The sequence below is a fragment of the Candidatus Methylacidiphilales bacterium genome (genome assembly GCA_028713655.1).
Classification (GTDB): Bacteria; Verrucomicrobiota; Verrucomicrobiia; order Methylacidiphilales; family JAAUTS01; genus JAQTNW01.
Genome location: JAQTNW010000033.1, coordinates 15241 through 38227, shown reverse-complemented (window position 1 = coordinate 38227; position 22987 = coordinate 15241). Strand labels below are relative to the sequence as shown.

The window sequence follows — 22987 nt, the reverse complement described above, 5'->3', positions numbered from 1 at the left end:
GCAGGAGTATGCGGCCCGCTGTCAGACTCCGCTTCGGGCTACGCCCTCCGCTGCGTCTGACAGCATGAACAACAACATCAACCAAGGGATCAAACTATATTTTTGATCTGTCCCAAATCGGGGGTCAGGCCACCACCAGATTCTCAAATTAGGACACTATCCTTCCACCCGCTGAATTGACTTCGTGGCATTCTTCCAGCTTAATGGTCATTCTTCATGATGAGCCCAATTGTCTGTTTCCCCGGCGCTTGCGCCCTGTCCGACTTCCGCAAGCAACGGCTTTTGGCGGCCCTGCGCAAGGTCCATGCGGATGTCCTGGATCTGCATGCCCAATATGTACATTTCGTCGCAAGCACAGCTCCGCTCAACCCGGTCGAAACAAAACAAATCACGGCCCTGCTTGCCTACGGCGAACCCGCGGACAAAGCACCCGACGGCGAGTTGTTCCTGGTCATTCCGCGTTTCGGAACCATTTCCCCCTGGGCCAGCAAAGCCACCGATATCGCCCATAACTGCGGCCTCGGCACCGTGCGCCGCATCGAGCGCGGAATTGCCTATACCATCTCCAACAAAAAAACGTTGGACCCGCAAACGCGGCAAGAACTTGCGGCTATTCTGCATGACCGCATGACCGAATCGGTTGCAGCTTCGCGTGACGACGCGCGGCATCTTTTTGACGAACTGCCCGCCAAGCCACTGCAGACTGTCGATGTACTGGGCGCCGGCCATTCCGCATTGGTCGAAGCCAACCGTACGCTCGGGCTGGCGCTCGCGGAGGATGAAATCGATTATCTGGTGCAGGCTTTCACGTCGCTGAAACGCAATCCCACGGACGTTGAGCTGATGATGTTCGCGCAGGCCAACAGCGAGCATTGCCGCCATAAAATCTTCAACGCCCAATGGACCATCGACGGCCAGGCGCAGGATCTCTCCCTGTTCCAGATGATCAAAAACACGCACAAGCTGAACCCTGCGGGCACAGTGTCCGCCTACTCCGACAACGCTTCCGTGATGGAAGGCGCGCTTGTGGATACCTGGCATCCGGATAGCGCCACGCATAAGTATGAACGCGGGGAACGCCTCATGCACACACTCATGAAGGTGGAAACACACAACCACCCGACGGCCATTTCCCCGTTTCCCGGGGCTTCCACCGGCGCGGGCGGCGAGATCCGTGACGAGGGAGCGACGGGGCGCGGCGCCAAACCCAAGGTCGGGCTGACAGGCTTTACCGTTTCAAACTTATATCTGCCGAACGCTGTCGAGTCTTGGGAAAATGCCGCTGATACAACCAAGCCCCACGCCCAGAAAAAAACTGGGCGCTACGGCCAGCCGGACCGCATTTCCACACCGCTGCAAATCATGATCGACGGCCCCCTCGGTGGCGCGGCTTTCAACAACGAATTCGGGCGCCCAGTGCTGGGCGGTTACTTCCGCGTGTACGAACAAAACGTGGCGGGAAGAGTGTTTGGATACCACAAGCCCATCATGATCGCGGGCGGAATCGGGAACATTACCGACCTGAACACGTTTAAATCTGAGGACCTGCCGGAAGGCACACTGCTAATCCAGATAGGCGGGCCGGGCATGCGAATCGGCATGGGCGGCGGCGCGGCAAGTTCCATGACCTCCGGCTCGAACACCGCCGAGCTCGATTTTGATTCTGTGCAGCGTGGCAACCCCGAAATCCAGCGGCGCGCGCAGGAAGTCATCAATGCCTGCTGGACCTTGAACGAAAAAAATCCAATCCTGAGCATTCACGATGTCGGCGCCGGCGGATTATCGAATGCATTTCCAGAACTAGTCCATGGAGCCAACCGTGGTGCCTGTTTCCATCTGCGCAAGGTTCCCCTGGAAGAAAGCGGTCTGAGCCCGAAGGAAATCTGGAGCAACGAGGCTCAGGAGCGTTATGTCCTGGCCATTCCCCCGGAAAGCCTGGAACTTTTTCAACGCATCTGCGAACGGGAGCGTTGCCCCATGTCGGTTGTGGGTACTGCCACAAAGAAACTGCAACTGCAGTTGCTGGAAGATGCCGGCCCGCCCGCGCCGCATCCGGTCGATATGCCGATGGAAGTTTTGTTGGGCAAACCCCCGCGCATGCAGCGCAACGCCACGCATATTGCGGAAAAATTTCCACCCATAAACCTTGACGGGCTGGAACTGGAGAAAGTCGCCGCCGCTGTATTGCGGCACCCGACCGTGGGCAGCAAATCATTTTTGATTACCATCGGCGACCGGACCGTCGGCGGCTTGTCGGTGCGCGACCCCATGGTCGGTCCCTGGCAGACGCCGGTGGCGGACTGCGCGATTGCCGCGATGAGTTACAAGGGCTGGCGAGGCGAGGCCATGACCATCTCCGAGCGCACGCCCCTGGCTGTCATCAATGCCCCAGCGTCCGCGCGCATGGCCATCGGCGAAGCCCTCACCAACATTGCTTCAGCGCCCATCGAATCATTGGATAAAATAAAATTGTCTGCCAACTGGATGGCGGCCTGCGGCACGCCGGGCGAGGACGCAAAACTGTTCGACACCGTGAAAACGGTGGGAATGGAATTTTGTCCGGCGCTCGGGATTTCAATTCCGGTCGGCAAGGACTCGCTTTCCATGCGCACGCAATGGAACGATGGCAAACAGGCGAAGGAAGTGACAGCTCCGGTTTCCTTGATCGTTTCAGCCTTTGCTCCGGTAAAGGACGTGCGCCGCCATCTCACTCCACAACTTCGGGTTGAGAACGGAACGCTACTGATCCTCATCGATCTGGGCCGTGGCAAAAATCGCCTTGGGGCGAGCATTCTTGCGCAGGTCACGCAACAGATCGGCAATGAAACTCCAGATGCCGATAATGCAACGGACCTGAAACAATTTTTCGACGCGATCCAAAAGCTCAATACGGAAAACAAGATCCTGGCCTATCACGACCGCTCCGACGGCGGCCTTTTTGCCACGGTCTGCGAAATGTCGTTTGCCGGGCATGTGGGAGTTTCACTGAGCCTGGATAAAATCGCGGTCGGCTCCGCTCCGGCTCAAATCCTGCCGGGTTTGTTTTCCGAGGAATTGGGCGCCGTCATTCAAATCCGGGAATCGGACCGCGCAAACGTGGAGCAAGTTCTGGTAAAACATGGCCTGGCGGATTGCAGCCATGAAATTGGGACCCTGAACAAATCCGATGCTGTGGAGCTTTATTATGCGGGAGCAAAACTCTACGCTGCGACGCGCGTCGAATTGCAGCGCAGTTGGTCGGAGGTTTCCTGGCGCATCTCCAGATTGCGCGACAATCCCGTCTGTGCGGATTCCGAATACAACAGCCTGCTCGATGCCGCCGATCCAGGCATGTGTCCGCATCTGTCGTTTGATCCCGCGGAGGACATCAGCGCGCCGTACATCGCGGCAGGCGCACGACCCAAGGTGGCCATTCTCCGCGAACAGGGCGTCAATTCACACCTCGAAATGGCTTACGCCTTCGACAAGGCCGGGTTTGAGGCGCACGATGTGCACATGAGCGATTTGATAGCCGGTCGCGCATCGCTTGCCGACTTCAAGGGCTTTGTGGCTTGCGGCGGCTTTTCCTATGGCGACGTGCTCGGGGCCGGCGAAGGCTGGGCCAAGACCATTTTGTTCCATCCGGAGTTGTCAGAAATGTTTTCGGCATTCTTCCATCGGGCGGATGTGTTTGCCCTTGGCGTCTGCAACGGCTGCCAGATGATGAGCAGCCTGGCATCGATGATTCCCGGGGCGGAAGCCTGGCCCAAGTTTACGCGCAACAAATCGGAAAAATTCGAAGCCCGGCTGTCGTTCGTCGAGGTGGCGGAATCACCCTCGCTCTTTTTCAAGGGCATGGCGGGTACCCGCGCGCCGATTGCCGTGGCGCATGGCGAAGGCTATGCCGACTTCTCACAACAAGGCGATATCGCCAAGGTAAAAGCAGCCATGCGGTTTATTGATTCGTATGGCAAGGCCACGGAAATCTATCCGTTCAACCCGAACGGCTCCCCGCAGGGTCTGGCCTCCGTCACCACCGCGGACGGGCGTTTCACGGTTTTGATGCCGCATCCCGAGCGTGTTTTCCGGACGTTGCAAATGAGTTGGCACCCGGATGCCTGGGGTGAAGACAGCCCCTGGCTGCGCCTCTTCCGCAACGCGCGCGCCTGGGTGGGATGACAATGTCTCGCGCAAAGGACGCCAAGCCGCTAAGAAGACGGTATTAACCAAATTTTAGATTCCAAGTTCGCACCCGGCGAATCCGTCCTGTGGCGGATTTTCAGTTTCAAGTTTCTGGTCTTTTATCCGTATAAATCCGTGTCATCCGTGGTTCAAATGTTGTCCATCCACGTTTATCCGTGGTAGCTTCAGCCATGAGCAAATTACCGCCTTGGCTGCAAGAAACGGGCGCCGACGTCTGGGATATTCTCCGCCAGGGGCTTGGAAATGTGGCGCGCTGGCGCAAATGGTGCCTGGTGGTTCTTTGCCTGCTGGTTTTAATAGCCCGAAAAACCTGGCATCATGACGCAGCCTGGCTTCAACAACTGCAAACCCATCAGGAATACTGGACCCAGATGGCGCGAAAACTCAGTTATTGGGGGGATTACCTGACCTGGACGGTCCCGTTCGGACTCATCATCCTCGGTCTGGGTTTAATTTTAAAAAAATCAAACTGGCGCCGCGCCGCCATCGCTTGCATTCTCGCGGCCAGTTTTGCCGGAATTGGCGCCAATCTTGTGAGTTTTGCGGTGGGCCGCCCGCGCCCGTCGGCCGAAACCGCGGATGGCATGTACGGTCCGCGCTGGAATTACAACAAGTACCGCAGCTTTCCCTCCGGCCATGCCGCCACTTCCTTCGGCACGGCAACGGCACTGGCTGTAACGTTGCCGCCAGTCGGCATACCCTGCCTGTTTTACGCGGGCGGTGTCGGGTGGGCGCGGATGGAGCTGGGCCGCCATTATCCCACGGATATTCTCGTCGGCTCGGTTTTTGGCATCGCATTTGGGATCGCATTCGGAAGAGCCGCGCGGTCGGTTTTACTCAAACAGGAATAAAAGCCCAACCATTTACCGCAGATTTCACGGATACGCGCATATGGAAGACAAGGAAGAAGTCCGCGGGTCTGGAGCGATCCATTATTAACATGTCCAAGAGCAAACATAAACTGAGGGAAGAACGGGAGCTGCGGCGCCTGCAGGAGGTTGAGGAAGAGGAACGGCGTCTGAACTCCCCGCCGGATTGCTGCATTTTTTGTTCCCGCCCGGTCGTGCATGACATGAACGAGTCGCTGCGCCGGAAAATGAAATGGGAAAAGAAATTTGAAGAGGTGGCGGTCTGCCTGCAATGCCACACCCAACTGCACCGGCTTCACAAGGACCGCGAGTTGGCGCGACAACTGGATTCAATCGAAGCAGTGCAGGCGGATGAAAGTTTCCAGCGTTACCTCAAGTGGGCCGCCAAATTGCCGCCCGAAACAATCTATAATTGAAATGTGCTGATTTTAGCACGGATGGAAAACTGAATTTAACGCAAGACGCCAGGTTTTGCGCGCTTGCCGTTCAGACCCTGAGCTCCTATGTTATTACCTTCCTTTGATCTAAGGGACGGGTGGCAGAGTGGTTTAATGCGACGGTCTTGAAAACCGTTGAACCGCAAGGTTCCGTGAGTTCGAATCTCACCCCGTCCACATGTTTAATACCGGTTGAAAACCCAACGGATATTTGGGCGTCCCGCCATACGGCACGGCAATCCATGCGACAGGCTCTCAATAAGTGAATATCTGCCGCTAAAATGGTTCTTTCTTTCCGTCACAATTTTTTTACACTTTCCTCACTCTCTTCTAACAAAACCATCCAACGGATTGTTTATCTTGGGAACCATCATGAAAAAATCCACGCCGCTCACCATTCAAATACTGTTGTTCGTCGCGCTGTCGGTACTCGCGCTCGCACCCGCCGGAATCGCCCGGGCGGCGGAACCCGGCAAACAAATCCCCGACCCCCTCAAAACCTGGCAGGACTGGGCCACTTGGGACGACAAAGACCGCGACTCCCCCACGCCTTACCAGAATGCAAGCAAACGCCTGAGTTTTTGGCCTTCCCGCATGTCGCTGGAGGTGGACCGCACAGCCGGCCATTTCGATGTCAATCTGACCGTCTTCAATGAAACCTGGGTCACCCTGCCGGGCAGCCGCGAGGTCTGGCCGTTCGAAGTGCAATCCAATGGCGCGCCCATTCCCGTCCTGGAACACAACGGCAACCCTTCCGTCCGCCTGTCGGCCGGAAGCTATCATTTAACAGGCGCTTATCACTGGGACGACATGCCCCAGCGGATCGCCCTGCCCCGCGAGATCGGCATTCTGGCGCTGACCCTCGAAGGCAGGCGCGTGGATGCCCCCGCGTGGGATGCCGAAGGATTTCTTTGGCTGAAGCGCGCCCGCACAGAAACGGCGGACAAGGATTTCCTCGCCGTGAAGGTTTATCGCGTGATCGAAGATGGCATTCCCATGTGGCTGCGCACCGAAGTCGAATTAAGTGTCTCTGGCAAAAGCCGTGAAGAGGCTCTCGGCTCCATCCTGCCCGAAGGATGGCAACTCGCCAAGGTCGATAGCCTCATTCCCGTCGCAGTGGACGAACAGGGCCGCATGAAAGTCCAGGTGCGCGCCGGAAAATGGATCGTGCGCGCCCATGCCTTCCGCCTGACTCACCCTGCCGAATTCCGTTATGCCCCGGGCGCGGCGCCCGCGGTTGCCGAGGAACTCGTGGCCTTCCGCGCCCAGCCTGATTTCCGCATGGTCGAAGTCAAAGGCGTGCCGTCGATTGATGTTTCACAAACCACGTTCCCCGACCAGTGGCGTTCGTTTCCGGTCTATCGCTGGGAAACCAACTCCTCCTTCCAACTGGAAGAACGCATGCGCGGCATGGGCCTGCAAAAGCCCGAAGGCCTCCGCATCGCCCGCGAACTCTGGCTCGACGAAAACGGGCGCGGCCTCATTTTCCGCGACCGCATCACCGGCAACATGCAGCAAATCTGGCGGCTCGACGCCGCTGAAAATCAGGACCTCGGCTCTGTGCGCAGCAACGGCGAAGGCCAGCTCATCACCCGCAACCCGCAGAACGGTGCGCCTGGCATCGAAATCCGCACACGCAACCTCAACCTGGAAGCCACCGGCCGCATGGATCGCGTGAAGGGTCTTTCCGCCACCGGCTGGCGTTCGGATGCGGACTCTCTCAGTGCCACTCTTAACCTGCCTCCCGGCTGGCGCTTGTTCGCGCTGTTTGGCGCGGATTGGGTGCGCGGCGACTGGCTGACCGCGTGGTCGCTGCTGGATCTTTTTTTACTGCTCATCTTTTCACTGGCTGTCTATCGCTTGTGGGGAATCGCCGCGGGCTTGCTGGCTTTCTTCGCCTTTGCCCTGGCGTATCACGAACCCGATGCCCCGCGTTATGCCTGGCTGGTTCTGCTCATACCTATTGCGCTGCTCCGCGTCGTACCGCCCGGCTGGGGCCGGCGTTGCGTCGTGGCATGGAAATACATCGCCGTTGCGGCTCTCGTTTGCCTGCTGGTTCCCTTCGTAGCCGTCCAAGTCCAGCAAGCCATTTATCCACAGTTGGAAAATGCAGGTGGGGGCGAGGGATTTCGTGTAGATGCCATGCTTGGACAAGATGATGCCACGCTTACAGATGGTAATGCGCCAAGCGCACCGGTTGCTGCTCCAGCATCAGTATCGGAACCAACTCAAGCCCAGGATGAATTGAAGAGTGAAGTTTCAAAAAGGAGATCATTCGGCGTAACGTCGCAAGGAGTCAGAAAAGATGGCGCTCTACAGCAGGCCGTCCAAAACAGCAACATGATGTACGATGCCAAGGCGCGGATCCAGACCGGCCCGGGCATTCCCGAGTGGAGATGGAACGCCGTCCAGTTCGGCTGGAGCGGCCCGGTATCCGCCACGCAACATGTCTATCCCATTCTGATTTCCCTGCCTTTACAACGCTTGCTTACCGTTCTGCGCCTCGCGCTTTTACTGGCTCTGGCGGCTGTACTGCTGGATGCGCGCCGCTTGCGACTCCCCTTCTTCCGCATTCCCGGCGCCGCCGTATTTGCCCTGGCGCTCTTCGGCATCGGTTTTGGAAGCCTAACGTCCGCGCAGGCGCAGTTGCCCGACAGGGACATGCTTCACGTTCTACGCGACCGCCTCATGGAAGCGCCCGATGCCTATCCGAACGCTGCTGATATCCCGTTGGTTTCCATCTCACTGCGAGATCGTAAAATCACCATGGACACCGAAATCCACACAGCCATCCGTGTTGCCGTGCCCCTGCCCGGGCGCCTGCCCGCGTGGTCGCCGGTCAGCGTTCTCATCGATGGCAGGACGGAAGCCGTTCTGCGCCGGGACGACGGCTATCTCTGGGCGGTCCTCCCCGCCGGTGTGCATCATGTGCATGCGGAGGGAATGCTCGCCGACGCCACCGAGTGGGAATGGACTTTCCAGCTCAAGCCGCGGCGCGTCAGCATCGACGCCCCCGGCTGGACTTACACCGGTGTGCGGCCCGACGGCATCCCCGAACAGCAGGTGTTCTTCGCCATGAAACAAAAATCCACCACGGGCGAAGCCGGTTACGATCATCAGGACTACCACACGATTGCCGCGCTCGAACGCCATCTCGAACTCGGCCTGGTCTGGCAGGTTCACAACACTGTCAACCGCCTCTCTCCCGAAGGCAAGGCTGTCTCGCTTCTGGTGCCACTGTTGCCCGGCGAAAAAGTGATCTCTTCAAATATGATAGTCAAAAACGGCTTCATCGAGGTGCGCCTCGGCGCGCATGAAGGGTACTTTGGCTGGGAGAGTGAGCTGCCCGTGACCAACCACCTCAACCTTGCCACCAAGGCCGACGATGCCTGGGTCGAGCACTGGTTCCTCGTGGCGTCGCCTGTTTGGAATGTCACCCTTTCCGGGCTTGCTCCCGTTTTCCAGGCGAACAGCGCCGATCTGGTCCCCGTCTGGCATCCCTGGCCGGGCGAACATGTCGAACTTGCCATCAACCGCCCGGAGGCCGTCAAGGGCGCGACCATCACCATTCACAAGGTCCAGCATGACATAGCGCTCGGCGACCGGCAGCGCAGTTCCACGCTGAATCTCAATCTCGAGAGCAGCCTGGGCGAAGACTTTGCAATCGGTCTTCCTCAGGACGCGGACATCACGGCCCTGACACATAACAACATGTCCATTCCAGTTCGCAAAGACGGCGGCAAACTCATCATCCCGCTCCGGCCCGGAGCCCAGACGATTTTGGTGCAATGGAAAACCAACACGGCGCTAAACCTGCATGCGGCAGCGGATTCCATTGTGTTGCCGGTTGAAAGCTCCAACATCACGACCGCGCTGCACGTGCCGGAAAATCGATGGGTACTCTGGGCAAACGGCCCCCAGAGCGGACCGGCCGTGCGGTTCTGGGGCATTCTCGCCTGCTCGCTGCTTGCGGCCTGGGTGCTGGGCCGCCTGACCTTGTCCCCGCTCCGGCCCCTGGAATGGATGCTGCTGGCGCTCGGGCTCACCCAGGTGAACCTCTTCGCCTCGCTTGCGGTCATCAGTTGGTTCTTCTTCCTTGTGTGGCGCGGGCGCGAATCCTTCCAGAAACTGCCCGCCTGGGTCTATAACATCCTGCAAATCGTATTGCTGCTTCTGACGGCAGGCGCGCTCGGCGTGTTTGTCAGCGTCGTCTCAGCAGGATTGCTGGGCGATCCGGAAATGTTCATCCAGGGCAATGGGTCGTCCCGCACCCTGCTCCAATGGTATAAGGCCCGGGTCGAGGGCGCGTTGCCGCAACCCGGCTGCCTCTCCGTTTCCATCTGGTGGTATCGCTTCCTCATGCTGGTCTGGGCGCTCTGGCTCGCCTCCTCGCTCCTGCGCTGGCTCAAGTGGGGCTGGGACCAATTCAGCAGCGGCAAGCTTTTCCGGAGCATGTGGAAAAAGAAAATCGTTACGCCTCCGTCGGCTGGAAAATAGTAAGGCCAGGCACATTTTTAACCACGAAGACAGCAGGAAACCATTTTACAGAAAGATCGCGAGGAACGTTTAAATCCCCGTTTTCCGTTCGTGATTTTCGTGTCTTTGGTGGTTAACAGGCTGCCTCTTTGTGTGATTTGAGTCCCCGTAAAATGGGCTGGCTTTTCCAGCCCGCACGCTTCAATTTTGCCATCCCATGAAAACCCCCATTCTCAAGCAATTTGCCGGACTTTGGACTTTGACCGAACAACCCTCCAAGGCCAATGAGTGGTCCCTCGAAGAAAAATTCAAGCAGGCCAGGGAGGCCGGCTTCGACGCCATGGGCGGCGGACCCATGCCCGAAGTGGTTTCGCTCTGCCAAAAATACGACATGGATTACGTCTGCTACATCGACGGCAACAAAAAGAGCTACCGCGAGAGACTCGAAGCAGCCAAGGCCGTGAACCCCGCCCGCATCAACGTGCAACTCTGCGACCACGACACGCCGCCGAAGGAAGCCGCCGCCGTCTGGGTCAAGATGGCCGAGCTTGCGGAAAAAATGGGGTTGCAGGCCGATCTCGAAGTCCACCGGGACACCTGCACGGAAACACCCGAAAAAGTTTATGAGATCGCCGCGCTCTATAAAAAAGCCACGGGCAAAAAAATCCGCTTCTCCTGGGATTTTTCGCACATCTCGGTCGTGAAGCATCTGAACCCGCCCTATGCCGGGCGGCTTCTGGTCAAGCCGGATTTGGTTCGGCTTGCGCGGCAATTCCATTTCAGGCCCTTCAATGGCCACCACTGCCAGGTCCCGGCCACGGACGGCAAAGGAAACGAGTCACCCGAAATCAAACCCTACCTCGAGTTCGTCAACGACCTTATCGCCTGCTGGTTGGCGGGAGCAAAGGGCGGCGAAGTCATCTACGTCTGCCCCGAGTTTGGCCCGATCAGAGGCGGCTATGGTTTGAGATGTTTCCCCGATGTCTGGAAGGACGCCATTTTCCTCCGCGCCAAAACGGAGGAAATCTGGAAGTCGAATCTGGCCAAATGGCGGAAATAAAAGACGCGGCTATTTCTTGCCGCGCCCCTTGAAGGTCAACTCGGCGACGCCCGATTTGTCGAGTTCGCCCAGGCCTTTCTCGATCATCAAGCGATACTGGCCCAATGTGGCTTCGCCCAGCGGGACCTTGATCCCGGCCTCCTTGGCCAGCGAGACGGCAATGCCTGAATCCTTTGCCGCATGGGCTGCGGAAAAGTAGCAGTCGTGTTCGCGGTTTTGCATGTCGCCGCCATCGGTCTCCAATACGCGGGAGTTGGCGCCGGTCTGGGAAAAAATCTCGCGCAGGATATTCAAATCGAGGCCCAGCGCGTCGCCCACGGCAAGCCCTTCGGCCAGTCCCGCGGTGTTGATGTTCATCACCATGTTGACCAATGCTTTCACCTGGGCCGCCCGGCCCGTTTCACCCACGTAGCGGCGCGCGATGCTGAGAGCTTCCAACATCGGAGTCGCCTTCTTGACCACGGCGGAATCGCCTGCGAGGATCAGATATAGGGTCCCCTGCCGGGCCTGCGTGATGCTTGAGGCCATGCAGGCTTCGATTGCCGCCGCGCCCGCACTCTGGGCTGCTTTTTCCACATCGAGATGCACCTGCGGGGAAACCGTGGCGAAATTGATGAAGGTGCGTCCTTCGGCGCCGCTGAGCAGGTTGTCTCCCGGATCCGTAAAAATGCTCCGCATCGCCTTGTCGTCGGAAACAACGGTGAGGATGAACCCGGCTTCCGCCGTGACCTCGGCCAGTTTTTCAGCCGCGTGGCATTTGAGTTCCTTTGCCAGTTCAACGGCGGCTTCACGGCGCACATCATAGACCGCCGCTATCTGGAATCCTTTTTCGGCCAGGCGCCGCGCCATATTGGCGCCCATCCGGCCAACGCCAACAACACCCACTTGATTCGATATTTTAGCACTCATTTTTTCTCCAGGGTTGGAATTTAAAATTGAAGGAGGGATCATCTACCTTTTCCCGTTGCGTGAGTAAAGACAGGTTTTAAAAAAAATCAAGGACGCGGAGAAAAACTATTTTTACCACGGATCTCACGGATTTAAACGGATGGACGTGGGTAAAAAACCGAGGCTTGCCCGTTATGCTGTCCCATGATAGATTATCTATCATGAAGACAGCCTCGGTTGCGGATTTGAGGAACAATTTCGCAGCAGTCTCGCGATGGATTGAAGAAGGCGAGCCCGTTGAAATCAAAAAGCGCGGACGCTTTTTTGCCACGCTTTCCCCCGCCCGCAAGAAAAAGGCGAAGATCGACTGGCCCGACTTTGAAGGCCGGCTCGCAAAAGTGTTTCCGCGCGGCCCGGTAAAGGGTGCCTCGACGCGTGAAATTGTGGACTACATGAGAGGCGACTACTAAACGTTTGAACGCTTATTTCGACACCTCGGTTTTGTTGAAAGTGTATATCCGCGAAACCGCCAGCACGGAAGCGGTGGCGCTCATCCAGGCAACGGCTCCGCCCATACCTTTCCCCCATCTTTTGGAGTTGGAGATTCGCAATGCTCTCCGGCTGAAACACGGACGCAGGGACATCACAGAATCGGAATTGCGGGGGGCATTGGGATTGCTTCACGCGGATCTGACTGGTGGCATCCTGTCGAAACCCAACTACGATCTGGCTTCGGTCTTTCATCGGGCGGAAGGGCTTTCGGCCAAAAATACGGCCCGCACCCTTGCCCGGTCGGCGGACATCCTGCATGTGGCCACGGCATGCGAGATCGGATGCAAAGAATTTGTTTCCTTCGATGAACGGCAACGGAAAGTTGCCGCGCAGGCGGGGCTGAAAGTTGTTCCGCGCAAACTTCCAGCTTTGAACTGAAACAATAGTGTTTTCACGTCCGGCAGTCGCTAGACGAATTCCTCTTGGGATGCTTTGCGCAAGAACTCAATTATTTGATATGAGATGACACAAGGTCATCTCTCCATCTATGCAAATCTGCGTCTGTCTGCGGATAAATACGCTTTTCCCCATCGCCCCCTCTTCCAGGATCGTCTTGTGCGCCAGCGTGGCGCGGCCAGAAACTCATTGTAAAGCGGCAAAATGCTTTTCCAGCGTATCAATCAATCCGTCAAGATCACGTGTTGCCGTTTTCCACACCTGGTCCAAATCAACCTCGCCATAATCATGAGCAATGATGTTGCGCATTCCTTTCATGCTGCGGAATGGCAGTTGTGGGAAAGCCGTCTGAGTTTCAGGTGCCAGGCGGCCTGCAGCTTCGCCGATAATTTCAAACCGACGCAATATTGCGTCTTGTTTTTCCGGATTTTTAAAAAAGTCATCCCAGGTTACACCTGTGAGATATTGCCGGATAGCTCTCGCGGAATCAAAAATGTCCTTTAATAGCCCGTTTTGCTTCTCATCGGGCATAGATCGTAACCGGTGCGGCGAGAATTGCCCTTTGGCGATAGGGATTGGCGCTTTTCTCGATGGCGCGCCGGCTGACAAGATCGACGGCACAACCGAGCATTTCCTCGAGATCCTCCTTCAACGCGCCCATTTCAAAAAGTCCAACCTTCGCTTCCGGCAAAAAATCCACGAGTAAATCAACATCACTGCAAGCATGGCCTTCTCCTCGTGCCACAGAACCAAAAATTTCGACACGACGTATCGGACGTCCTTTGCATGCCGATTTTACAGCAGTACGGACGGCTTCGAGTGAAGGCGCCTGGCGGCACATGCCTTTCATACCTCTTCTTATAATGCAAAACTTTAAGTTCCGCAATGTGACAATGGACCACATTTATCATGCTCAGGCCCCGCTTCGCTTCAACACATAGTCCACACTTCCCGGAACCACGGTCTCCCGGGGTAAATCGTGTTTGATCCGGCTCAAGAAATCCACAAGGCTTCCCGCCAATTTTGGCCCGATGCCTTCAACCTCTTGTAGTTCTTTCAGCGATAATTTGCGGATTTTATCAATCGACCCGAAATGCCGCAGCAACGCGAGTTTCTTGCGCTGGCTCATGCCGGGACAATCATCCAGGATGCTTTCGCCCACCCGCTTTTTCATCAAAAGCTGATGATAACCGTTGGCCACGCGATGCGCTTCATCGCGGATGCGCTGCAACAGTCGTAACGCCCCCGATTCCGGCGGCATGACAAGCGGATAGGGGCTCATGGGCCGGAAAACTTCCTCATTCTGCTTTGCCAGGCCGATGATCGGCTGGCTGTATTGTCCGAGCCTCTGCAACTCTTTCAACGCGGCCCCCAACTGCCCCTTTCCTCCATCCACCACGATCAAGTCCGGCATTTTACCTTCCTCGCGCAAGACCCGGGTGTAGCGGCGCCCAACCACCTCCGCCATGCTGGCAAAATCGTCCTGGCCCTCCACCGACTTGATCCGGTAGCGGCGGTAATGGTCGCGGTCCGGATGGCCGTTGCGAAAGCAAACCATCGACGCAACCTTGTGGGTGACCGATATGTTGGAAATGTCAAAGCACTCGATCACCGCCGGGACGGCGGGCAATTGCAACGCATCGCGCAAGGCTTCCATGTCCTTCACGGGCAGGACGGTTGTGGGCAGTTCGCGTACAAATTTGCGCTGAGGTTTGGTTGTGAGCTTGATGTCGTCCAGCATGTTGCGCAAAGAAGCGGCCTTCTCAAAATTCAATGCCGTTGCCGCGCGCTTCATTTCATCCTCGACCGCCTTCAGCATCTCCGCCGATTGGCCTTCGAGAAATTCACAGGCCTGTCTGACCTGCGCCAGATAGCCCGCCCGGGTGATCTTGTTCACACAGGGGGCGGAACAATTTTTAATAATATGGTCCAGGCAATGCCTGTAGTCGCCTTCGTCCGGGATGACCGGGTGGCAGGACCTCAGATGAAATTTGCGTTTCATCAGGTTCAAGGTGCTGCGCAACGCGCCCGAATGCGCAAACGGCCCGAAGTAACGAGCCCCGTCGTCCTTCTTGATCCGTGTCAGATGGAAGCGTGGAAACGGGTCGTTCAGATTGACTTTAACAAGCAAAAAGCGCTTGTCGTCTCGGAAGCTGATGTTGTAGCGGGGCCGGTATTCCTTGATCAACTGCCCCTCCAGCAGGATCGATTCCGGTTCCGATTTGACCACATGGGTTTCCAGGTTCCAGATGCTTTCAAGCAGGGCGCGGGTTTTCAGGTCGGCCGACATCCGGCGCGAGGGATGAAAATATTGGGATACGCGCTTGTGCAGATCCCGTGCCTTGCCGACGTAGATTACGCGGTTCAGCCGGTCGCGGAACAGATACACGCCGGGCTTGTGCGGCAATTGCCTCACCTGGGGGCCCAGATCGGGGCGTTCTGTCCTGGTGGATTTCGAAGCTTCGCTCACCCGGCTAGTATATCATACTTATAAACAAGGCGAGTGAAAGCAGGCCGGAAGATGCGGGGCACATTTGGAATGCAATGGCACGACACCGCTTTTCAGGGGGCAACCCAACACCAGCCCAGGGCATTCGCCCTGGGTACGAGTGGATTAAATGGTTTCGCAAGCCCTGTAAGGGCGGCCCAGTAGTCTCATCCCAAAGACCGCCAGTGTTAGCGTCACTCACTCCTGACTCCTTTCCAAAAAGAAATTCTCGCCTTCATACATTGCTTTACTTAGGATTTATTTAATGCAGAGCGACATTCAACAATCGGCTCGTAAAATTTTTAAAGCCTTGCAGGGTACAAGGGGAGTCAGCGAAGACGAACTATGGCAGCATGCCGTTTTTTTCTCTAAAACACCCGAGGAACGATGCCGAATCAGCCTTCATTCAGCGCGCTTGGTGAATTCCTTCAAGCGCTCGACCAGGAAAAAATTCCGTCAATCCTGATCGGGATGATGGCGGCAGTTGATCAAGGCGCTCCTTTGTCCACGCTGGATTATGATTTCTGGATACAATTGCCCAAAAGGAAAGTGGTTCGCATCTATCAGATTGTTCAAAAGTGCGGAGGAACTTTGCTCGCCCCCACTTTTTACGAGTTGAAGGACGGCACCCAGGTGAATGTTGTGTTCGAGCCTTCCGGACTAAGATCGTTTGCCGCCGAGCTTGTGGGATGCAGAATCTCGCATGTTGGAGGCTATCCCGTCCGTGTTTTACCTTTATCACGGGTCATTGCCAGCAAGACCGCTGCCGGGCGTGACAAGGATCTCAGCACACTCCCAGTGCTGAAACGAACCCTCAAGCTCAAACAAAAACTCAACGATGCCAGGAACAAAAAGAAAAACGGAAATTAAAAAGCAAAAGGGGGCCGTGACATGCCGGAAAACTAAAGTCAATTAATCTGTCAACGTCAAGAAGCCCGCTCGCGACGCATGTCGTGGAACCGGCATGGCCATTTTGATATTGGGGCACCTGGCCGATGTGCTGTTGGCTCCATGCCATATTTCCTTTACCATCCTCATCGAAAAATATCATCCACAACGTATTGGGATCATGACCCGGGACAATCCACCATGCCGTCAACACGAATGTTGCCGGCGCTTGCTGTCTGTGTTTGCGATCCAGCAGCGGCACTCGGCACGGCCGTTTGAGGAGCAACCGTTGGTGGCTCCGCCATGAGGAAACCAATCGATATCGAAAAGCCAACGCACACCGCGATAAAACTCATTCTTTTCATAGAATTGTTTGCACTAATCCGTCACTTGTCATGGGCTGACCCCATTCAAATGAATGCGAACTTCAAGGAGTTGGCTCCACCTTTTGTTCCTCCAGTTTTTCGCGCAACGCCTCGATCAAAATTTTGGTGCGCGCTTCCTTCCCCCGTGTGTTGAGATGATATTTCGTATTAAAAAAGTATTCTCGTGGAAAAAAAAGCTGTTCCCGCCGGTCAATCACCTCGGACCCCAAGTCTCGGATTTCCTTTTGAAACTTCCGCTCCGCACCTTCCCATCCCGGCCCGGCCTTGCCATCCATCACATAGGGGCTGTGGGCAAAATAGACCCGGACCTTGCGCGCTTTCATCTCGGCCACAAATTCCGCCAGGAGCTTTTTAGGCATGGGGGAAATGGCGGAGGGATAAGACATTGGCTCTGACGGGCCGGTGTATTGGCTGTCGTCCGCACCCAGAATTGTGCCGTGATCGTCCATCTTCAATCCGTAGGCAAAGGTCAACGGCGGACCCTGTTCACTTTTAAACCGAGCAAATATTTTGTCTTCAGGCTCGAGAGCTTGCAGGCGTTCGGGAAACTTGCCATGGGAAAACAGCAGCAGTGTCTTTACCTGCGCGAGCTCAAACGCCATGTCGAATGATCCGGCCTTGCAAAAAATCGAGAAGCGTTTCGGCATGCTGAGGCTGTCCACCCATCGAGAGTTCCACGCCAGGACATTTCTCAATTCCCATTCCTGCCAATCTCTTCCGTCGTAATATCCTGCCTCCAGTGGAAGCAAGAGAATATCGCCCGGTTTCGCCAGCGACCGGCCCTCGTCAAGCAGCCATTCCAGCCGCATCCCGCCATGGAGTCCGAAATTAATCGCGGGAATCTTAAGTTCCTTTTCCATTTCGGATGCGTCAATCCCGAAAAGAGTGTTGGAACCGGATAAAAGAATAATTTTTGGGGATGGCATGTCCGCGCTCAGGTGCCGCTTCACGACGATGAGTTCATGCACCCAGTATTCGGCCGCGATCGGGCTGCGCACCTCATACAAAATCAGGAAGTACAGTGCAAAGACCGCCAGCGCCGTGAACAGAATTTTAAAGAAGCAGGCTTTCATATAACCCACGCTAAAATTGGAAATAGAGGAATTCCGACGGCTTGCCGTTGGTAAGCATCAGAATGGCAATCGCCAGGACAATTCCCGGCAAAACCCAGTTCCACCAGCGGTCCGGATTCCACTCCAGCCATCCGGACGGTTCGGACTTCAACCCGGGTTCTTTTTCATCCCCCTGTCGCAGGCGCAGCCACTGTTGCGTGTTCGGCAACAGCCACACCGCGAGCAATCCAAAATAGACCGAAAAGTAATGATCCAGATGCGTCTTCGCATGCCAGGTAAGAGGGTTGCCGCCGATCATGCCCGAAAGCATGTGGCCCGCGGTTTTAAGGTCTGGCGACCGAAAGAACACCCAGGCAACGGTCACCGCCAGGAAGGTGGCGGCGGTGGACAGGATTCGCCCCCGCCAGCCCCAGCGGCCTTCATCCCATCCCATCCGCTGGCGGAGATTTTGAAAGGCGTGGTTGATGACCAAATAAATGCCGTGCAATCCGCCCCAAATGACAAAAGTCCATCCCGCGCCATGCCAAAGCCCGCCTAACAGCATGGTTGCCATGACATTGAACCAGCGCCGCGCTTTGCCGTGCCGGTTCCCGCCCAAGGGAATGTACAGATAGTCGCGCAAAAACGCGGACAAGGTCATGTGCCAGCGCCGCCAAAAATCGATGATATTGGCCGCTTTGTAAGGCGAATTGAAATTCAGCGGCAGCTTGATGTTGAAGAGATAGGAAATGCCGACGGCCATGTCGCAATAACCTGAAAAATCAAAATAAAGCTGCAAGGCAAAGGCCAGCACGGCAATCCACGACTCCAACAGCAGCGGTGTGGCGCCCGTGTGGGCCGAATCAAAAACCGGGGTGACGTAGGCGCTGAAGGTGTCGGCCAGCAGGATTTTTTTGGCAAGGCCCACGGTGAAAACCATCAGGCCCCTGGTTTTGTTTTCCCAGTTGATGCGATAGGTTTGTCGCAGAGCGAACTGCGGCATCATTTGCGCGTGGTGCAGGATCGGGCCTGCAATGAGATGGGGGAAATAGGTCACGAAAAGCAGGTAATGGACAAAATTGTATTCCCTGGCCTTGCCCTTGTAGCTGTCCACCAGAAAGGTGATTTGTGTAAATGTGAAAAACGAAATACCCAGGGGTAAAATGATTTGGCCAAGGGACCAGCCTGTTCCGAGCACGGAGTCAAAGGCGTGGATGAAAAAACCGGCGTATTTGTAATACCCGAGCAGCAGCAGATTGAAAACAATCGCCACGATCAGGAGAGCCCGAGCCCGGCTGTGGCCAAGGCGGGCGATCCCGTAGCCGAACCCATAGTTCACCGTAATGGAAATGAGCAGCAACCAAACGTAATGGGAGTTCCACTGGCTGTAAAAATAGAGCGAAGCGGCGCAGAGCCACAAACCCGCCAATTGATGGCTGAAGCGGCCCAGCAAATAAAAGCCCAGAACCGCCAACGGCAGAAAACAGAAAATGAAGGGGAAGGAATTGAAAAGCATCGTTGTGGCCGGTGATGCTACGGGACGCCTGATTCATCAATCAATAATATAGTAACGCATGTCAGGTTGACGCCGCAGGGAAGCATGTCTGATTACATAGGTGCTTCCCTCCATTTTTCGCCGATTTTCCATGTTGCCCGTTATGATGTGGACTCAACTGTGGAGCTGGGCTATCGATATGCAGCCTACTGTGCCAATATTGCCACCGTTTTGGTGGGAACGGGAAGCGTGAAGCATCTGCGTGAAAATATACGCTCTGTCGGCAAAGGTCCGTTGCCGGCGGAGTTGCTTCAGGAACTCGCCCGGCACTTCGGCCATTTGGAACATGTGTCAGGCTCTTGAAAGGTGTCCATGTCGAAAAGAGTAGTGGCTTTATCGTTCGATTCAGCGGATGTTGCGCTGGTCAATCAATGGATGGACCAGGGCCATCTGCCGCATTTGGCTTCAATCCGCGACGAAGGGCTTTACGTTCCCCTGCAAAGCTTTGAACATTCCCTGGCCGAGACCGCCCAGCAATTCATCATCACCGGGCAAAGCCCCGAACGCACCGGATACTGGTCGCAGTTCCGCTTCGATCCGTCCAATTATTCCCTCATCGACGCGCCTTTATACGACCTTGCGGAATATCCTCCATTTTATGCGTTAGGCCCGGGACACAGGGTCTGCGTGCTGGATTTGCCCCAAATGAATTTTCACGAGGGGGTCAACGGCCTGCAACTGCGCGGCTGGGGTGCGCATGCGCCCATGTGCGGGTTTGCGGCGCAGCCTTCCGGTTGGGCCGAGACCATACGCCGCGAAGTGGGAATGCATCCCGGCAACGGCCACGATTTTGCGGTTCTGCAGGACAAAAAGAGCCTGGATGCCCTGCATGAAAGGCTCCTGCAGGGCGTTGAAATGAGGGAAAAACTGTACCGGCTGGTCTGGGATCAAGGCCCCTGGGATTTGTTCCTCGGCATATTCAGCGAAATTCATCTGGCAGGACACTATCTCTTCGAGCATGCGGCCAATCGAGACTACCTTCAACGCGGCAACAACCGGGATTATCTGCGCAATATCTATATCAAAACCGACGCGGCCATTGGAAAAATGAGGGGCTGGATGGAGCCTGACATGCATCTCGCTCTTTTTTCGGTGGAAGGCATCCGGGAAAACTCGGATGAGGTGTCCAGCATTGCCATACTCCCGGAACTGCTGTTCCGCTTTTCGTTTCCCGGTCGCAAGGCCATGGACTTTGAAAACGTACAGCCGTCACCGGAAAGCCGGGCTGGAATTTTTGACTGGGTCATGGAAGCCTGGAACCTGCGCTGCCGGATGCCCCGTTGGGCCAAATGGCTGCGCTCAAAACTTTCCCTGGAACAGGCGCAGCGCATCGAGCAGTTCTTCAGGGCGGACGGATATCTGGAGCATCCTGCAACCATCGAAGGAATGAACTATCAGCCCGCCCTGTGGTATCGCTCGTACTGGCAACAGATGAAGGCCTTCGCCCTGCCCTCATTTTCCGACGGCTTCATCCGCATCAATCTTCGGGGAAGGGAAAAGCATGGTGTGGTGGATCCGGCATCTTACGACAGCATTTGTTCCGAATTGGAGGAACTCCTGATGGAGTTGAAACATCCGGAAACAGGGCGGTCGGTGGTCAAAAAAATCATCCGCACGCGCAAGGAAGGCCAAAAAGAAGATGCCAAGCTGCCCTCCGCCGATTTGGTGGTTCTTTGGGATCATCCCCATCCCTGCGGCCATGTTCACAGCCGGCTTGGCCCGCTTGGCCCATTTCCGGGAATTCGCGCCGGCCAACATGTTCCCGAGGGATTCATGATGATCTCAGGCCCGAGGATTCCGCGCGGCAGCAGATTGCCGTCCGCCCATGTCCTTGACATCCATCCCACTTTGCTTGACCTGATGGGAGTCGCTCCGGTTGCCCTGTTGGAAGGACGCTCACTGCTTGCCAGATTCAAAGCCAATCCATAAAAAGGAATGAAATGTCCGGTTCGTGCCTCATACTGGTAACGAAGCAATGAAATCCAAAATTGCCGCTGCGCTCTTTTTTCTCGCCCTCACCGCCTGCGCCTTGCCCGCTCAAAACCCGCATGTCCAGGCCGGACTCATTTCAGAACTTGAGACGATCGCCCCGGGCCGGCCTTTCGATGTGGCCTTGCACCTGAAAATCGACGAGCACTGGCACACCTACGGGCGTGATCCCGGCGATGCAGGGTTGCCCACCAGTATCATCTGGGATCTTCCTCCGGGATTTCGCGCGGGGGAAATCCGATGGTCGGCACCCAAACGCTTTGTCACAGGCGGCCTGACAAGCTTCGGATATGAAGGGGATGCTTATCATCTTGTCACCATCACGCCGCCTGACAACCTGCAACCGGGCGGCACAGTCAAACTCCAGGCGAAAGCCCAATGGATCGCCTGTGCCGATGTGTGCGTTCCCGGCGAAGCGGCGTTGTCGCTTGACCTGGCAACAGGCACGACACCGCAGCCGTCCGCAAACCAGGCCCTTTTCGAACAAATCAGAAAAACAATTTCGGACAACGGCCCACCTTCGAAAGCCGGATTCTCCAGGGCCGGCTTTATCTGGAGCATGGTCCTCGCATTTCTCGGAGGCATGATCCTCAATCTCATGCCCTGCGTCTTTCCCGTGCTCGGCATCAAAATCCTCGGCTTTGTCAATCAAGCGGGGGAAGACAAACGAAAAATAGCGCTTCACGGATTGATCTTCACCTCGGGAGTTCTTCTTTCGTTCTGGGTTTTGGCGGGGATCTTGATCGCGCTCCGTGCCGGCGGACAACAGCTCGGCTGGGGCTTTCAACTTCAATCCCCCGGTTTCGTTTATTTCCTTGTCGTTATCGTATTTCTATTTGCGCTGAATTTGAGCGGTATTTTTGAAATCGGCGCGTCGTTGATCGGCGCCGGCGCATCGCTGGCTTCGCAGCGGACCTGGATCGGCACTTTTTTTTCCGGCGTCCTCGCAACCGTCGTTGCCACGCCCTGTGCGGCCCCGTTTTTGGCTCCTGCGCTCGGAGCGGCGCTGGCCTTGAGTCCGGCGCCTTCCCTGTTGCTTTTCACCTGCATTGGCCTCGGTCTTTCGACCCCCTATCTTTTGCTTTCCATCAATCCCGGATTGCTCCGGATTTTACCCCGGCCCGGCGCCTGGATGGAAAGCTTCCGCCAGTTCATGGCTTTCCCGCTTTATGCGACAGCCGCCTTCCTGCTCTGGGTTTTGGACGGGCAGGTTTCGGAGGCCGTCTTTCTGCGCATTTTGATTTCAATCAGTGTGTTAGGCCTGGCCGTCTGGATTTACGGCCGCTGGTCGGGTCCGGGCCGGCCGGCTGGGGCGCGCCGGGCTTCAACTGCCGCCGGACTTCTCCTGCTGGCGGGCGGGCTCTGGTTCAGTTGGCCGACATCGGCGGGACAGCCCGCGTCGAACCCGGAGGCCCCGTCAATCCAGTGGCTGGAATGGTCGCCCGAAGCGGTGGAAAAATTCCGGGCCCTGGGCAAACCTGTTTATATTGATTTCACCGCGCGCTGGTGCGCAACGTGCCAAACCAACAAGGCGCTTGTCTTTGGATCCAGCGAGGTTTTGAAAAAGTTCCATGAACTTGGAGTTGTGGCGTTGAGGGCCGACTGGACCAGCCGGAATCCCGCCATCACCCGGGAACTCGCGCGCTGGGGCCGTTCCGCCGTGCCCTTTGACCTGCTGTATTTGCCGGGAAGAGATGAACCCATCCAGTTGCCCGAACTCCTGACGCCGGGGATTGTGCTCGACGCCTTGCAGCCTCCGGTAAAATAAT

General features: G+C 56.3%; 18 protein-coding genes and 1 tRNA gene. 13 read left to right on the top strand and 6 right to left on the bottom strand.

The window, feature by feature from the left end; translation table 11 throughout:
* Positions 1-216 precede the first annotated feature (216 nt).
* From purL to PHD76_11020, 6 genes are all read left to right on the top strand, one after another.
* Complete coding sequence (gene purL, locus PHD76_11045; protein MDD5262369.1) at positions 217-4158, top strand: phosphoribosylformylglycinamidine synthase; 3942 nt, start codon at positions 217-219, stop codon at positions 4156-4158.
* A gap of 194 nt (positions 4159-4352) precedes the next feature.
* Positions 4353-5033 carry a phosphatase PAP2 family protein gene (locus PHD76_11040; protein MDD5262368.1) on the top strand — a complete coding sequence of 227 codons (681 nt, stop codon included), beginning with the start codon at positions 4353-4355 and terminating at the stop codon, positions 5031-5033.
* Positions 5034-5122: 89 nt separating this feature from the next.
* The gene (locus PHD76_11035; GenBank protein ID MDD5262367.1) at positions 5123-5467 is read left to right on the top strand and encodes a hypothetical protein; all 345 of its coding nucleotides are present in this window, start codon (positions 5123-5125) and stop codon (positions 5465-5467) included.
* Positions 5468-5580: 113 nt separating this feature from the next.
* A tRNA-Ser gene (locus tag PHD76_11030) sits at positions 5581-5665 on the top strand.
* A gap of 195 nt (positions 5666-5860) precedes the next feature.
* Positions 5861-9985 carry a hypothetical protein gene (locus tag PHD76_11025; protein MDD5262366.1) on the top strand — a complete coding sequence of 1375 codons (4125 nt, stop codon included), beginning with the start codon at positions 5861-5863 and terminating at the stop codon, positions 9983-9985.
* Positions 9986-10181: 196 nt separating this feature from the next.
* A complete protein-coding gene (locus PHD76_11020) occupies positions 10182-11024 on the top strand; it encodes a hypothetical protein (GenBank protein ID MDD5262365.1) in 843 nt (280 codons plus the stop codon).
* A gap of 9 nt (positions 11025-11033) precedes the next feature.
* Here the strand turns inward: PHD76_11020 and PHD76_11015 are convergent, their stop codons facing one another.
* Entirely contained in the window at positions 11034-11933 is a 900-nt protein-coding gene (locus PHD76_11015) for an NAD(P)-dependent oxidoreductase (protein ID MDD5262364.1), read from the bottom strand.
* Between the two features lie 200 nt (positions 11934-12133).
* On the opposite strand from PHD76_11015, the gene PHD76_11010 reads away from it, so the two are divergent.
* Complete coding sequence (locus PHD76_11010) at positions 12134-12382, top strand: hypothetical protein (GenBank protein ID MDD5262363.1); 249 nt, start codon at positions 12134-12136, stop codon at positions 12380-12382.
* Positions 12383-12386: 4 nt separating this feature from the next.
* Positions 12387-12842 carry a type II toxin-antitoxin system VapC family toxin gene (locus PHD76_11005; protein MDD5262362.1) on the top strand — a complete coding sequence of 152 codons (456 nt, stop codon included), beginning with the start codon at positions 12387-12389 and terminating at the stop codon, positions 12840-12842.
* A 204-nt stretch (positions 12843-13046) separates the two neighbouring features.
* Here the strand turns inward: PHD76_11005 and PHD76_11000 are convergent, their stop codons facing one another.
* The 3 genes from PHD76_11000 to PHD76_10990 all read right to left on the bottom strand — a co-directional run bounded on the left by PHD76_11000 (position 13047) and on the right by PHD76_10990 (position 15330).
* The gene (locus PHD76_11000; GenBank protein ID MDD5262361.1) at positions 13047-13391 is read right to left on the bottom strand and encodes a DUF86 domain-containing protein; all 345 of its coding nucleotides are present in this window, start codon (positions 13389-13391) and stop codon (positions 13047-13049) included.
* Positions 13381-13701 (bottom strand): nucleotidyltransferase domain-containing protein, encoded by a 321-nt coding sequence (locus PHD76_10995; protein ID MDD5262360.1) that lies wholly within the window; start codon positions 13699-13701, stop codon positions 13381-13383. Before PHD76_10995 ends, PHD76_11000 begins: the two co-directional genes overlap by 11 nt.
* Positions 13702-13773: 72 nt before the next feature.
* Positions 13774-15330: an excinuclease ABC subunit UvrC gene (locus PHD76_10990; GenBank protein ID MDD5262359.1), complete on the bottom strand. Its 1557-nt coding sequence runs from the start codon at positions 15328-15330 to the stop codon at positions 13774-13776.
* A 405-nt stretch (positions 15331-15735) separates the two neighbouring features.
* On the opposite strand from PHD76_10990, the gene PHD76_10985 reads away from it, so the two are divergent.
* Together PHD76_10985 and PHD76_10980 are read left to right on the top strand one after the other, a co-directional pair.
* Positions 15736-16218 carry a hypothetical protein gene (locus PHD76_10985; protein MDD5262358.1) on the top strand — a complete coding sequence of 161 codons (483 nt, stop codon included), beginning with the start codon at positions 15736-15738 and terminating at the stop codon, positions 16216-16218.
* Between the two features lie 94 nt (positions 16219-16312).
* Positions 16313-16543, top strand: a complete 231-nt coding sequence (locus tag PHD76_10980; protein ID MDD5262357.1) for a hypothetical protein — start codon at positions 16313-16315, stop codon at positions 16541-16543.
* A gap of 120 nt (positions 16544-16663) precedes the next feature.
* Here PHD76_10980 and PHD76_10975 read toward each other — a convergent pair whose 3' ends face one another.
* Positions 16664-17695, bottom strand: a complete 1032-nt coding sequence (locus tag PHD76_10975) for a hypothetical protein (GenBank protein MDD5262356.1) — start codon at positions 17693-17695, stop codon at positions 16664-16666.
* 10 nt (positions 17696-17705) lie between these two features.
* Complete coding sequence (locus tag PHD76_10970; GenBank protein MDD5262355.1) at positions 17706-19190, bottom strand: MBOAT family protein; 1485 nt, start codon at positions 19188-19190, stop codon at positions 17706-17708.
* 84 nt (positions 19191-19274) lie between these two features.
* On the opposite strand from PHD76_10970, the gene PHD76_10965 reads away from it, so the two are divergent.
* From PHD76_10965 to PHD76_10955, 3 genes are read left to right on the top strand one after another with little or no spacing between them, the layout of a single operon-like run.
* Entirely contained in the window at positions 19275-19532 is a 258-nt protein-coding gene (locus tag PHD76_10965) for a hypothetical protein (GenBank protein ID MDD5262354.1), read from the top strand.
* Between the two features lie 9 nt (positions 19533-19541).
* Positions 19542-21158 carry an alkaline phosphatase family protein gene (locus PHD76_10960; protein MDD5262353.1) on the top strand — a complete coding sequence of 539 codons (1617 nt, stop codon included), beginning with the start codon at positions 19542-19544 and terminating at the stop codon, positions 21156-21158.
* Between the two features lie 46 nt (positions 21159-21204).
* A complete protein-coding gene (locus tag PHD76_10955) occupies positions 21205-22986 on the top strand; it encodes a protein-disulfide reductase DsbD family protein (GenBank protein ID MDD5262352.1) in 1782 nt (593 codons plus the stop codon).
* The last annotated feature ends 1 nt before the right edge of the window (position 22987 follow it).

Bases quoted from the DNA above. Each gene is read 5' to 3' on its own strand.
- PHD76_10985 (MDD5262358.1), top strand. From the start codon at position 15,736: ATGCCGAATCAGCCTTCATTCAGCGCGCTTGGTGAATTCCTTCAAGCG.
- PHD76_11015 (MDD5262364.1), bottom strand. From the start codon at position 11,933: ATGAGTGCTAAAATATCGAATCAAGTGGGTGTTGTTGGCGTTGGCCGG.
- PHD76_10995 (MDD5262360.1), bottom strand. From the start codon at position 13,701: ATGTGCCGCCAGGCGCCTTCACTCGAAGCCGTCCGTACTGCTGTAAAA.
- PHD76_10980 (MDD5262357.1), top strand. From the start codon at position 16,313: ATGGCCATTTTGATATTGGGGCACCTGGCCGATGTGCTGTTGGCTCCA.
- PHD76_11020 (MDD5262365.1), top strand. From the start codon at position 10,182: ATGAAAACCCCCATTCTCAAGCAATTTGCCGGACTTTGGACTTTGACC.
- PHD76_10960 (MDD5262353.1), top strand. From the start codon at position 19,542: ATGTCGAAAAGAGTAGTGGCTTTATCGTTCGATTCAGCGGATGTTGCG.
- PHD76_11000 (MDD5262361.1), bottom strand. From the start codon at position 13,391: ATGCCCGATGAGAAGCAAAACGGGCTATTAAAGGACATTTTTGATTCC.
- PHD76_11010 (MDD5262363.1), top strand. From the start codon at position 12,134: ATGAAGACAGCCTCGGTTGCGGATTTGAGGAACAATTTCGCAGCAGTC.
- PHD76_10965 (MDD5262354.1), top strand. From the start codon at position 19,275: ATGTCTGATTACATAGGTGCTTCCCTCCATTTTTCGCCGATTTTCCAT.
- PHD76_11025 (MDD5262366.1), top strand. From the start codon at position 5,861: ATGAAAAAATCCACGCCGCTCACCATTCAAATACTGTTGTTCGTCGCG.
- PHD76_11040 (MDD5262368.1), top strand. From the start codon at position 4,353: ATGAGCAAATTACCGCCTTGGCTGCAAGAAACGGGCGCCGACGTCTGG.
- PHD76_11035 (MDD5262367.1), top strand. From the start codon at position 5,123: ATGTCCAAGAGCAAACATAAACTGAGGGAAGAACGGGAGCTGCGGCGC.
- purL (MDD5262369.1), top strand. From the start codon at position 217: ATGATGAGCCCAATTGTCTGTTTCCCCGGCGCTTGCGCCCTGTCCGAC.
- PHD76_10970 (MDD5262355.1), bottom strand. From the start codon at position 19,190: ATGCTTTTCAATTCCTTCCCCTTCATTTTCTGTTTTCTGCCGTTGGCG.
- PHD76_10975 (MDD5262356.1), bottom strand. From the start codon at position 17,695: ATGAAAGCCTGCTTCTTTAAAATTCTGTTCACGGCGCTGGCGGTCTTT.
- PHD76_10955 (MDD5262352.1), top strand. From the start codon at position 21,205: ATGAAATCCAAAATTGCCGCTGCGCTCTTTTTTCTCGCCCTCACCGCC.